This window comes from Verrucomicrobiia bacterium, from assembly GCA_035489575.1.
Taxonomy (GTDB): Bacteria; Patescibacteriota; Saccharimonadia; order Saccharimonadales; family JAGQNK01; genus DATHJY01.
In genome coordinates this window covers 16888-28711 of record DATHJY010000003.1, presented here as the reverse complement: position 1 = coordinate 28711, position 11824 = coordinate 16888, and the positions used below count along the sequence as shown (strand labels likewise).

Below are 11824 nucleotides of genomic sequence, written 5' to 3'. Positions count from 1 at the left end.
TTCTTTCATTGCGCCTCCTCGACTGGCTTGGCCGTTACCACGAGCCGGTTCCTTGCAGTGATGAGCGGTGTACAGGTGTAAATAGTCAGCGTCTCGTCCTGAGTAGCCGCTATGGCTGCACCTTCGGTGGGTGACACCACCCGCACCGTCTGCACTCTGTAGATGTATTTCTTTTTGCCCCAATACACAATCAACTCGTCGTTTACCTGAAGCTTGTCCAGGTGGTAGAAGACAGCTGCCCCAGCATAAGTAAAACGATGCCCGGTGAGCACTGTATTGCCTCCTGCACCAGGTGTCTTGGACTTGGGGTCATGCCAGACGCCCTTGGCCAGTCCCCACTGGGGATTCTTGTTCTCGTGTACAACCTGCTGCATTTGTAGCCTTGGTATAACCAAGGTATCTTGGGCCGGAATGACCTCTGGCCCCTTGCCTTCTGCGGCCGTAACCAAGGGGGGACTTTTCTTGACCACCGACTTGCGCCACCAAAAAGCTGCCTGCGGGAACAAGGGCGCCAGCAGCACGTATAAGCACAATACGATGACGACCATACTTAACATGTTATTGAAGCGACGGAGTGTCATAGCTGCTCCCAGTATAGCTCATCACCCTGCAAGGCATTGCGCTCTCTGGGGTGTTTGCTATATCATATTATTTATGCCCTCGTATACACGAGCGGTTTTTGTACTTTGCATACGCTGCCGATAGGTAGCCCGAGAACCCGAGAGAGGTAGATGTGATACGGGTAACCATTTGGCTTGTGTTCATGGCCTGGCTATTGGCTATCGCCGCAGTCATTGGAGTATTTGGCTTCATTTTGGTCAGCCTGGCCATCCCAACGATGATCGCCATCATCCTGGTCAGACTTGTGCTGGCCGCGAAAGACGGGGATGGCCGTTGTGTGACGTACCTGATCTTTGCAGCCGTGGGTGCCGTGATTGGTTTCGCGATCGGCGGGGCGATCTTTGACGGCTCGGTTGGCCAGGACTACGCCCTTGCGCTAGATACTGCCTACCGGGTAGATCACGCTCCATGGTGGCCAATACTGGCCCAGTTTGTTATTGCCTTCATGGTGTATGGTGGACCAGCCATCTTGACCATGATCTTTATCGCAGGTGATACCAAGCGACGATCGATACTGAGCGTTTCTCCAAGCGTTGTGGCCATGGGGCTCACCGCCGCATGTATAGCAGCCTGCTGGGCAGCAAAGCTGAACACCATGGACTGGTTAGCATACGCGCCCGGCTAGACATGCAACAGACACCACCGCAGGCGATGGGTAACCCCACCACCCATCGCCTGCATACAATCTAAGATGAGCTAACAGAGATAACCTGGTATAATGAGCCAGTCAACGAGCGGGATTCGTATAACGGTTAATATGCAAGTTTTCCAAACTTGAGACGGGGTTTCGACTACCCCATCCCGCACCAGATGTTTAAAGTAGGATTTATTCTACCTTAAACATGTGAGATGAGTAGTAGGCGAAACCCGTGGGGGTTTCGACAGCCAAGGCCACGCACAGGAGCTTGCTCCGAGCATGGCTGCAGGATGTATGTATACTACCCCATCCCGCACCACGTCAGAATGCGTTCCGCCTGGTCCCGCTGACCAAACCAAGCAAACAAGTTTGCTGTTTGGGCGGCGGAAAAGGAGACGGCTTGGTAGGGTTGCCAGAAGTGCCGAGCAAACTTGTTTTGTCGGCGGTTCGGCAACCGTACCATTACACGTCAACGTGCCCCGGTAGCTCAGCTGGATAGAGCAAGACGGTTCTAACGTCAAGGTCGGGGGTTCGAGTCCCTCCCGGGGTACCAATAAAAATAGATCTGCATGAAAAGGCAGGTCTATTTTTATTTGGCTGCCCGGGGCTGGGGCTCGAACGGGAATGCCATGAAAGGCATTCCCCGGACCCTTGCCCGAGATCAGGCCCGATGGCCTGTCGAGGGTGACCATGACCAGCACATTTGTGCTGGGTGGTCAGGCGAGTCCCTCCCGGGGTACCAAATAACTTATGCTTAAAGTACTTCATAATGAAGTACTTTTTCTTTGCTATGATTAGCTGATGAGAGTTGTTGGTTGCTTCCTTGGATTTGATGATAAGTTTGTGGTTCTCTTCAGACATAGCCATAAACCCGAAGGCAATACTTGGGCCCTGCCTGGCGGTAAAGTTGAACCGGGGGAAACGGATGCTCAAGAGCTTCAGCTACTCGGAGAGTACGAGTTTAAAACATCTGAAAATCTGCAGTACCAATACGTTATATTTAGCGTCAAATTAAGCAAACCCCATCACGTCAAGCTTGAAGAAGGTGCTCACTCAGAATATAAATGGTTATCGCCAGATGAGTGTTACGCCAGAACAGATTTAATTCGAGACTTGCACAACCTTCTCAAGCTCGTTGGCTACATAAAATAGTTCTAGCCTCTACAACAATACCGTACCATTTTGCTCATGCTTAAACTCCTTTTATCAGAGGAGTCTTTCTTTGTTATAGTTACTTTATGCAACCACAAAATCAAAACCCTCAACCAATACAAACCACCCCTCAGTCACCAACCGACACACCGCCCCCGCAAGGCCCGAGCCACAAGCTCATTGGAATGACCGGCTCGCAGCTCACGCCTGAAAAAGTCCGCCTACCAAAGGGTGTTATTATCCTGACCGTCATTGGAGCGCTTGCTTTCTTGGTAAGCTTCTTTGACACATCCCAAAACAGCATTGCCTACACCATCGATATGTTTTTGGTGCTGGTAACAACCATTGGATTGTTCCTGCGGCTGGAGATTGCTCGTAAGCTTTTGACTGTTTTATCCGGCGTTACTGTTGTTTTGTCTATTTTGTTGATAGTTGGCTTTGTGGGGCTACAGAGCAGAATGAAAGTCCAGCGTCAACGCTATGACACAGCCGTGGCGCAGCTAAACAGCAGGTCCCTCTCCACCACGCAAAAGCAGCAGCTAGACGACATGAACAAGCAGCTGAACACCCTCGAAAAGCAAGTAGGCAAAAGTATGCAACTGACGTACATAAAGTACGGCCTGACTATCGTTGCCTACGCCGGCGCCATAGTGTATTTGACACGCCCGAGTGTAAAGCAAAACTTCCGAAAAGATTTATAGACCGTGCCTTGACGTACCGGAATTTCACGCCAAAGATCGGGCTGCCAAAACCGTCGAGCTAGCTGACCAAAATATCAAAGCCAATCAGTAGCCATGCTATCATAGCGCTATGTCTGACATTTATGTTGTAACCGGAAACGCCAACAAGTTAGCTGAGCTTCAAGCCATTTTTCCACCAGAGCTAGCGCTGAAGTGCGCAGCCATAGAGATACCAGAAATACAAGGCGAGCCGCATGCCATAGTAGAAGATAAGCTAGCGTGGGCCTACGAGACGCTTGGACAACCGGTAATTGTCGAGGACGTGTCAGTCGAACTGGACTGCCTGAACGGACTGCCCGGGCCATTCATAAAACACTTCGAGGAAAAATTGGGCAAGACCGCTCTGTGGGAACTGGCGCGACACTACGATAATCGTGCAGCAACCGTTCGCTGCACCATGGGTTACTTTGACGGTGCAGACAAAGAAATTGTCGATGGAGCAGTCAGGGGAACCATTGTCTCGCCCCGAGGCACACGCGGCTGGGGTTTTGACTTTGTTTTTATGCCCGACGGACACGACAAGACCAACGCACAGATGGATGTATCCCAAAAGAATCAGATAAGCCACCGAGCCTCGGCCGCGCGGGCCCTTGCAGCCAAGCTCAGTAGTCGGGTTGTATAAAAGTGCATATTAGACTATAATCACCCCTGTTTTATGTTACCAATGCGTAGTGTAAATACGGTAAATATGGCGGGTGTAGCTCAGTTGATTAGAGCGCCGGGTTGTGGTTCCGGAGGTCGTGGGTTTGATCCCCATCACTCGCCCCAAAATAAAAAGACCAGGTTTGTCCTGGTCTTTTTACTTTGAAACCCACTGTGCTGCCGCATTAGCCGCCCTAAGTCAGAGCCTATTATGAAATAGCCGTCTTCGGAGTATAATCATGCCATGCATAGCCGACATATCCTTGCTGCCAGTGGCGGATACATAGTCGGCTACAAACGAGCAAGCCTAGGACCCATTATCAAATACGGGCTACAACTGACGGGTAAAAAGAAGCCAAGACTTTGCTATATCGGTACCGCAACCGGAGATGCCGTAAGCGAGATTACAACCTTTTACAATGCCTGTATCGACCAAGAAGTAACTCCGAGTCACTTGCAACTATTCACAGAGCCGAACGTGAAAGATGTCAGAGAGCATATCTTGAGACAAGACATGATATGGGTAGACGGAGGGTCGGTCGCCAACCTTCTGGCAGTGTGGCGTGTCCATGAGCTCGATAGCATCTTGCGAACAGCATGGGAAAAGGGCATTGTGCTGGCCGGATGCAGTGCTGGCTCGATCTGCTGGCATACGGGCGGCACAACCGATTCATTCGGCGAAGACCTACACCCCGTAATCAATGCGCTGGGATTTTTGCCGTATTCGAATGGCGTCCACTATGATGTACACAAGCAAAGACGCCCACTGTTTCAGAACCTGGTACAAGAAAACATCCTGGACGAAGGCTATGCGACAGACGATGGAGCGGCTATACACTATGTTGACGACCAATTTCACAAGGCCATAGCGGACAGGCCTGGTAAATTTGCGTATCATATAACTCGAGTGGGTGACGGGATCAAGGAAACAAGGCTCAAAACCGAGTTACTAAGCTAGCATGACTAAACCTTTGGTATACGTAGTAGACGAACACGACACCGTTATTGGCACGAAGTCTCGTGAAGACCTGAAGCCCAAGGATATTCTGCGTGTCTCTGTCCTATGGATAGAAAATGGCCGCGGCCAGGTATTACTGCAGCAGCGAGCGCTGACCAAAAAACTGGGCCCTGGCCTGTGGGGTCCGGCAGTAGCCGGCACCGTAGAGTCACACGAGACCTATCTGAGCAATGTTATTAAAGAGACCGAAGAAGAGATCGGTGTTGTCGGCATCAAACCAGAAGAAGTCGGCAAACGCTTGTATTGGGAACCGGGTGGTAATTTTGGCCGGATGTTCACGTTTTTTAAGGCAGGGATAGACAAGCCACTGAGCGATTTTACCATTCAGGAAGACGAAGTGGCGCAGATCAAATGGGTCGCCAAAGACGCCATCTTGACAGACACCCGCAAAAGCCCCAAAAACTATGTGCCCAGCGTCGTGCTCTGGGAAGAGATGTATTATTAAGTTATGAAAGTCGCAGCGCCCCAACTACCGGCCGAACTTACCCCACTGACTGACCTGAAGCGCCAGATCATGAAAGACGAGACTATTTCTGCCGTATCTGTTGACCAAGAAGACGTGACTGGCGTGGCAGCCAAATCAGTATCGCTCTCCGAGGTAAAAGCCACCAGCACGGGTTTTGTAGAGGCAAAGTTAGAGCGTGCCGCCTTTATTGATTGTATTTTTTCCAAATGTGACTTCACGGCAAGCAAGCTACCGGATGCCTCATGGCAAAGAACTGTACTGCTGGCCGCCCGAGCCAGTGGGGTACAGTTGCAAAATTCCACACTCAAAGAAATTACTTTTGACGGATGCAAACTGGACCTGGCTAATTTTCGGTTCGCCAAACTAAAAAATGTACACTTCAAAGATTGCGACCTAACTGAAGCCGATTTTTATGCGGCCGAACTGCACAATGTAGAGTTCGAAAACTGCAACTTGGACAGGGTAGAGTTTTCGTCGTCCAAGCTGAAGAAAGTGGACCTTCGGTCGTCTGACATACTGGCTATCAGGGGCGTTGACAGCCTAGGGGGCGCTATCATTGATAGCAGCCAACTCATGGCGCTAGCCCCTGCTCTGGCAGCTCATCACAAGATTGTTGTCGAAGATTAGCTCAGTTTGGTAAAGGTGGTCTGGCCAAAGTCTACAAACCGTCCATTGCCCATATGCCCCGCAAATATGCCCGTCAGACCAACGCCTGTAGGAACGGTTACTGTACCTGCTGAGTATGTCCAGTTATATGCTCGAGTGGGGTCGCCCCAATCGGATTCGCTATCGCCATAACGCCAGACCTTGGTATACAGGGTGTTGCCCACTAAGCGGGTTTTTACCCAGTACGGAAATATGTGATTTACGCTATAGCAAGTACCAGTAGCACCAGATGCGTCTAAAGCGGTTTGGTTATATACAATTGTAGTTGCAGTCACCGATGTCACGGCAAAGCCCGGCCCATCAAAGGTATTGTTTGTCAGATCCACACCCAAACCATCGCCCGCCACGATACCGTGACCGGGCAGTACTGTCAGCGTCACTACATTTGATGCCCGCACTGCGTTAGTAACCTGTACGTATTTAAGCAGGCCAGTGGCTACGAAATTGGAGTTGGTGTTGTGCAGAATTAAGGTGGTCCCGTCAGCCTGCCACAAGCCAACGTTGATAATGTGTGGCTGCCCGAATGTCACGTCTTGCCAGGCGATGAATCCCTTGGTACTACCAGCGCTATTTTGCACTCGGTGTACATTGCCCTGCTGGTAGGTACCCGAGCCGTTGGCGTAAAGGCCAGCCTCGCCCCACTGGAGGGTAGTAACTTCTGAGTCAGTGGCCGGAAAAGTGCTGTCGACGTACCAGTGGCGGACATTCGAGAGAAAATTTGGACTGCCTGCCGTATTTGACACCCGGCCTTTATTATCCACAACTGTAGTTGTCATGGTCTGCCCGAAGTCCTGTGTCATGGTGTAGTGGGTAAATGGCGTCCAGCTATTGCTGTCCCAGAAAATGGTCTTGGTGGGATAGGCTTGCTCAAGCGCAGCCTGTACGGTCGTTGCCGTTTGCCAGGCGTTGGCCGTATAGCCAATAGCGCTGGCGGCGTGTGCGTTTGTAGTGTCGTTTACATGAGCGTCTACCTTGGCCTGAGAGCCCGTTGTGGTCTCTAGGCTGGCAGTGTTGGCTATGCCATGCACAGAAGTAGTAGCGCTGGTATGAGCGGTAAGCGTGCTGCTGTCTGCCTTGGCGTTCAGGGCGGTTTGGGTTGCTGAGCTTACAGGCTTGCTAACGTCAGACGTGTTATCTACGTTGGCCAGGCCGACTGCTGTTTTATCAAGGGTCTGGAAAGACTTGTCGCCCCGCCAGTACTGGGCGGTAGTACCGCCGGTGATAGTGTTTTCTTTACCAGCAAGCGAGGTAGCCGTCTCGGACGCCACCTCTATAATGGCCGCCTGTACATCGGTAGCACTCACCGTGCTGCCAGCCAAGAAGCTAATGGCACTCGCATCGTGAGCATCTGAAGTGTCGTTGATATGAGCAGTCAGACCTGGCACCGTAGGGAGGTCAGCAGTGCCGCCAAGGTCATTAGTAAGCTGCACGATACCCTTGGTCCCCGCCGAAGCATCGGGAACGCTTACAGCACCAGGCGCCGTCGGCTCCCACTGCTGCGTTGAAGAGTTGTATGCTAAAACATCATTGTCAGAGGGTGCAGTTGAAGCAACCGACTGACCAGCCAGACCGGTCACGGCAGTGTCTTTAATAGAGCCATCGGTATTGTGGGCTTGGGCTAGGAAGTCATTAAGAACGCTTCCCCAGGTGTTTTCGTCACTGCCAGGTACTGGTAGTCGTGCCATATCTGCTTTTGATTCTTCTAATGCTTATACATTATAAACTACAAGTCGTACCACCGGTAGCTAGATACTAAGTGATAATTCTTTCGAGAACGTCACCCAAGACATAGGCAGCGCCGGCTGCAATAGCCCCAAGTACGAGCGTCTCTACGACAGCCCGCGGCACATTAGACTGGGCCACGCGGCTCTTGAGCAGTCCAATAGCGATAAACGCCAAGGCGGTGAGGGCGGTCGCGATGCTGAACAGGTTATCCAGGCCCAAGTCGAATACAACGTCGACTATATAGGCAGCAAGCGGCACAAACCCAATCAAGATAAAGGATACGTAGGTAGTCACACCGTTGATGATCGGCGAGGGTTCGTCCTTGATGGATTCGCTTTTTTTTACCATCAGCTCTTGTTCTGACTTGGTGGACAAATACGACCCCACTCCCATAGAAAAGCCGTCGGCAATCAAGTTGGCGACACCCAATACTAAGATAACTTTAGTATCGAACCGCGCGCCAGTAGCACCAGCCACCACTGCAAAGGTAGTAACGGCACCGTCAATACCGCCATAGACGAATTCGCTTAGATAATCTTCGAGGTGTTGTTTGATTTTTCCAATAATAGACATACTGCTAGTATACCCTTTACCCCTGTTTAGAGTCTACCTCTGATCTCGCTTCCGATGCCAAGACTGATTCATTTCGGGCGGTTTTGGCGCGGAATAGAGGTTAGGTAGATTCTAGCCCACGGTCTGCAGTGAATTGAGCACGCCGATAACCAACACCGGCACTAGCAAGTTATCTGTGCCGTACACGGCAACGTTCTCTACCAGCGTGGCAGCAAGGGGTAGCCAAAATATCAGCGAGGCGCCCACCGCCTGATAGTGGACCGAGTCAAAGACGACCACACAAATAATAATACTGAGCGAAATAATATAGAACACAAAGGTACCCACAATAGTTTTGTACTGACCCAAGATTTTATAGCCGTGTTTTTTGATATGCCGAGAACCTATGAGCGCGGCAAAACCGTCGGCCAAGCTGAGATGCAAAATAGCCGCCGTGTACACCCACTCGGATTGGGCAAAGGTAGCAGCGATTGCCACACCCACCGGAAACAGCACTTCGCCGTATGTTTGGCGGGGCACTCCATGGATAGACTTGAATATATGGAGCTTCATAGACAAAAAGACCACCAGCAGCAGCCCAAAGCTCAACAGCTGGATAACCCAAAAGTCCATCATGAATGGCCAAAAGGCGATGAACGTACCGGTCAGAATATGGACGAACTTGCGCGAGAATTCGGCAGATACTACTTTTTTGCGCCATAGCCATTCGGATAACAACAATATCCATGCGATACCAATAACCCCAATAATGATGCCTATCATAGAGGTACTACTGCCTAACTTCCTCGATTGCCTGCAGGTCAGCCAGGCTTAGTTGAACAGTGGTGCCGGCTGCGGCCGTACCGTCTAGAAGCTTTCTGGCCACCACGTTTTCGACAGTGCGCTGAATGACACGCCGTAGCGGACGGGCACCCAAGCGTGGATCATAACCGCGCTCTACCACCCAGGCTTTGGCCTCGGGACTCAGCAGCACAGCAATGTGCTGCGGTGCCAGGGTCTTGTTGATATCGGTCAGCATGAGGTCGGCTACTTGCATGAGCTCTTCTTTGGTCAGTGGCCGGAACAGGACAATCTCGTCAAAGCGGTTTAAAAACTCAGGCTTGAATGAGCCAGCCGTAATGAGCTTGTCGGTAAATTCTTTCTCGAAGGTTTCTAGTGTCTGGCCGGCGGCAATACGCTGCCGGATTTCGTCAGCTCCTGCGTTAGAAGTAGCAATAATAATGGCGTCCCTGAAACTGGCCTGGCGGTCGTCGCTGTCCTTGATGATGCCTTCGTCTAGCAGCTGCAGGAAGATATTGATAATGTCGGGGTGCGCTTTTTCGATCTCGTCAAACAACACCACGCTGAATGGCTGACGCCGAATCTGCTGCATAAAGCTGCTGCTGGTTTGGCTGCTGGGCGACAAGAGGCGGTGTACGTCTTCTTGCCGAATATACTCGTTCATGTCTACGCGGATAATTTGGCCGGCGCCGCGGAAGTAGGTGTCGGCTATAGCCTTGGCTAGCTCGGTCTTGCCCACACCCGTAGGGCCCAAGAACAAAAACGTGCCGATGGGCCGCTTTGGATTGCCGATACCACTACGGGCACGGCGCAAGGCATTGGCGACAACGGCGACTGCCCGTTTTTGGTTGATCATACGCTTGTGCAGCTCGTCCTCTAGGTTCAGCAGGGTTTGCTTTTCGGAGGCATCTGCCTTCATAACCTTCACGCCATACTGACCCTCTACGGCACCCTGTACAGATTCCTCGGTAATGAGCCCACCCTGGCTTTGGGTGGCAGCTGTTTCCATAAGCCGAATCGCCTTACCGGGCAAAGCAATATCCTGGACATAGCGCTCTGACAATCGATGTGCCTCGCGCAAGCTCTGATAAGAAAACACAGCCTGTGACTTGTGCTCTATAAATATCGAACTGTCCTGCAAGATCTGCAAACAGTCAGCCTCTGACGGTTCGCCCATGTACTGATAGTTCAGCATGCTCGCAAGGGCTGGGTTGCGTGCTTTTAGGTCCTGCCATTCCCTGGGTGTGGTGGCAAAAATAAAGCGCACAACACTGTTCTGCAGAATAGGCAGGAGGGTGGTGCTGATATCTACACTGCCAGGCCCGTCATGCAAAAACAGCTGGGCATCGTCCAGAAAGATAATAATGTTCTTGGCTTTGTTGGCCTCGTTGGCCAGACGAATCATCAACTGCTCGAGGGCTCCCCGCTCTGCAGTCCGAGACAATATAGTAGAAGCTTCGAGGGTGAAAATCTGATGATAGCGCAGCGAAGGTGGTGCACCCCGGCCCAGTAGCGCCTCGGCACAGCCATACACTGCAGTTGTTTTGCCGACACCCGTCTCGCCAACCAGTGCAATGTTTTGGCGCTGCCCTTGCCCAAGCGTGTTGATAATACTGCTCACCACCGCGTTGCGACTGGGTGTATCGCGGTGTGCCATGCCACCGCCACTTTGGATAGAGGCGCTGACATTTACGCCCAGCTGATTCAACATGGGCGTGTAACCAGCCGCCCAGTCACGGGCCACGCCACCGCCAAATTCGTTTTGGTGCGTTTGCTTGTTTAAGAGAGCTTCGACGTGCTGCTGCCATTCCAGACCTTCTAGCACTTCTTCGCCGGTCAGGTGCAAGGCTGGTAGGTAATCACGGTAGTGAGGCAAGCTCTCGAACAGGGCCACCGTCAGCTCGGCAGGGCCAACTGTAGGCTGTTTGTAGGCCTGGGCAAGTGCGTAGGCACGCTGCCAGATAGATGGCGTCTCTGTGTCGTGGTGGCTGAGCCCTTCGTCAAAAATCTTGTGCCCCATACCGTAGCGCGCCACGATAAAGGTCGAGCCCCACAACTCTTGAATTGCTCGCCAGATATCGTAAGGGCTTGGATTCTTAGATCGCAAACGTGCCAAAACATGTCTTTCCAGTATTTCGTCCACAGAACTCACCTGCTGTTTGGGGTGATCCATCTTGCTCAAATCCCCGGCGTACCACGCCAGCAACATGCAGCCCACCACCCCTGGCAAGGCCCACAGTAACCCCAAACGACTACCCGTGACGGTTAGCAATACCCCGAAAAGTGCCGCGGTAAATGAGCTGCCACCGATAACCAGCCGGCCCACTTTGTTGTCAAACCATCCGCTCAGGCGAGCTTTTTTGGCGCGCAGACTGCTAGATGAAAATCCAAGACCATTTGGATTCATGCAATCACCCCAAACGCGTACAACGGAATAATGCCAAATAAGAGCGGAATAATGGGCCACGCAATAAGTATGACCAGACCGATTGTCAGCGTGGTCAGCCAAATAAAGCCAGCGGCCATGAGCGTCAAACTCCGAACAGTAAAGCCCACCATGCGCGAAACCAAGTTGTCTATCATCATATTAAATTTCAGCCCAATGGTAGATTGAGCGCCAGACGAGCTTATAATCTGCTTCCACGGGCTAAACATTGTTTTCAGCAAAATATTCACCGAATATTCCCGACCAACACCGCTCAGGCGGTGGCGCAATCGAGCAGCGGCCCAGAGCCAGCCAGAACCATACCACCAGCGATACAGGGCGATAACAAGCATGGGCTTATTGTAACACTTATAACATC

General features: G+C 51.6%; 13 protein-coding genes and 3 tRNA genes. 10 read left to right on the top strand and 6 right to left on the bottom strand.

Translation table 11 applies throughout. From position 1 onward, the window contains the following. Positions 1-5: 5 nt before the first annotated feature. Positions 6-581, bottom strand: coding sequence for a class E sortase (locus VK694_00895; protein HTE57275.1), 576 nt, complete (start codon positions 579-581; stop codon positions 6-8). A 152-nt stretch (positions 582-733) separates the two neighbouring features. Between VK694_00895 and VK694_00890 the strand changes: the two genes are divergently transcribed. From VK694_00890 to VK694_00845, 10 genes are all read left to right on the top strand, one after another. After that, positions 734-1246, top strand: coding sequence for a hypothetical protein (locus tag VK694_00890; protein ID HTE57274.1), 513 nt, complete (start codon positions 734-736; stop codon positions 1244-1246). A gap of 109 nt (positions 1247-1355) precedes the next feature. After that, positions 1356-1430, top strand: a tRNA-Gly gene (locus VK694_00885). 304 nt (positions 1431-1734) lie between these two features. Then, positions 1735-1811: transfer RNA gene (locus tag VK694_00880), tRNA-Arg, on the top strand. A 248-nt stretch (positions 1812-2059) separates the two neighbouring features. After that, on the top strand, positions 2060-2410 hold the full coding sequence (locus VK694_00875; GenBank protein HTE57273.1) for an NUDIX hydrolase: 351 nt from the start codon (positions 2060-2062) through the stop codon (positions 2408-2410). 86 nt (positions 2411-2496) lie between these two features. Then, a complete protein-coding gene (locus VK694_00870; protein ID HTE57272.1) occupies positions 2497-3111 on the top strand; it encodes a hypothetical protein in 615 nt (204 codons plus the stop codon). 109 nt (positions 3112-3220) lie between these two features. Next, entirely contained in the window at positions 3221-3772 is a 552-nt protein-coding gene (locus tag VK694_00865; protein ID HTE57271.1) for a non-canonical purine NTP pyrophosphatase, read from the top strand. Between the two features lie 69 nt (positions 3773-3841). After that, positions 3842-3918, top strand: a tRNA-His gene (locus tag VK694_00860). Positions 3919-4036: 118 nt separating this feature from the next. After that, positions 4037-4750 carry a peptidase E gene (locus tag VK694_00855; protein ID HTE57270.1) on the top strand — a complete coding sequence of 238 codons (714 nt, stop codon included), beginning with the start codon at positions 4037-4039 and terminating at the stop codon, positions 4748-4750. 1 nt (position 4751) lies between these two features. Continuing rightward, entirely contained in the window at positions 4752-5255 is a 504-nt protein-coding gene (locus tag VK694_00850; GenBank protein ID HTE57269.1) for an NUDIX domain-containing protein, read from the top strand. Positions 5256-5258: 3 nt separating this feature from the next. Further along, positions 5259-5903, top strand: a complete 645-nt coding sequence (locus tag VK694_00845) for a pentapeptide repeat-containing protein (GenBank protein HTE57268.1) — start codon at positions 5259-5261, stop codon at positions 5901-5903. Here the strand turns inward: VK694_00845 and VK694_00840 are convergent. The 5 genes from VK694_00840 to VK694_00820 form a co-directional block, all read right to left on the bottom strand. After that, positions 5900-7627, bottom strand: a complete 1728-nt coding sequence (locus tag VK694_00840; GenBank protein ID HTE57267.1) for a hypothetical protein — start codon at positions 7625-7627, stop codon at positions 5900-5902. The genes VK694_00845 and VK694_00840 overlap by 4 nt on opposite strands. A 67-nt stretch (positions 7628-7694) precedes the next feature. Next, positions 7695-8240, bottom strand: coding sequence for a VIT1/CCC1 transporter family protein (locus VK694_00835; GenBank protein ID HTE57266.1), 546 nt, complete (start codon positions 8238-8240; stop codon positions 7695-7697). A 111-nt stretch (positions 8241-8351) separates the two neighbouring features. After that, a complete protein-coding gene (locus VK694_00830; protein ID HTE57265.1) occupies positions 8352-9002 on the bottom strand; it encodes a hypothetical protein in 651 nt (216 codons plus the stop codon). 7 nt (positions 9003-9009) lie between these two features. Next, positions 9010-11427 carry an ATP-dependent Clp protease ATP-binding subunit gene (locus tag VK694_00825; protein ID HTE57264.1) on the bottom strand — a complete coding sequence of 806 codons (2418 nt, stop codon included), beginning with the start codon at positions 11425-11427 and terminating at the stop codon, positions 9010-9012. Next, positions 11424-11798: a hypothetical protein gene (locus tag VK694_00820; GenBank protein ID HTE57263.1), complete on the bottom strand. Its 375-nt coding sequence runs from the start codon at positions 11796-11798 to the stop codon at positions 11424-11426. Before VK694_00820 ends, VK694_00825 begins: the two co-directional genes overlap by 4 nt. Positions 11799-11824: the final 26 nt, after the last annotated feature.

Coding starts and splice junctions, on each gene's coding strand:
- VK694_00895 (HTE57275.1), bottom strand. CDS start 581: ATGACACTCCGTCGCTTCAATAACATGTTAAGTATGGTCGTCATCGTA.
- VK694_00875 (HTE57273.1), top strand. CDS start 2,060: ATGAGAGTTGTTGGTTGCTTCCTTGGATTTGATGATAAGTTTGTGGTT.
- VK694_00870 (HTE57272.1), top strand. CDS start 2,497: ATGCAACCACAAAATCAAAACCCTCAACCAATACAAACCACCCCTCAG.
- VK694_00865 (HTE57271.1), top strand. CDS start 3,221: ATGTCTGACATTTATGTTGTAACCGGAAACGCCAACAAGTTAGCTGAG.
- VK694_00855 (HTE57270.1), top strand. CDS start 4,037: ATGCATAGCCGACATATCCTTGCTGCCAGTGGCGGATACATAGTCGGC.
- VK694_00850 (HTE57269.1), top strand. CDS start 4,752: ATGACTAAACCTTTGGTATACGTAGTAGACGAACACGACACCGTTATT.
- VK694_00845 (HTE57268.1), top strand. CDS start 5,259: ATGAAAGTCGCAGCGCCCCAACTACCGGCCGAACTTACCCCACTGACT.
- VK694_00840 (HTE57267.1), bottom strand. CDS start 7,627: ATGGCACGACTACCAGTACCTGGCAGTGACGAAAACACCTGGGGAAGC.
- VK694_00835 (HTE57266.1), bottom strand. CDS start 8,240: ATGTCTATTATTGGAAAAATCAAACAACACCTCGAAGATTATCTAAGC.
- VK694_00830 (HTE57265.1), bottom strand. CDS start 9,002: ATGATAGGCATCATTATTGGGGTTATTGGTATCGCATGGATATTGTTG.
- VK694_00825 (HTE57264.1), bottom strand. CDS start 11,427: ATGAATCCAAATGGTCTTGGATTTTCATCTAGCAGTCTGCGCGCCAAA.
- VK694_00820 (HTE57263.1), bottom strand. CDS start 11,798: ATGCTTGTTATCGCCCTGTATCGCTGGTGGTATGGTTCTGGCTGGCTC.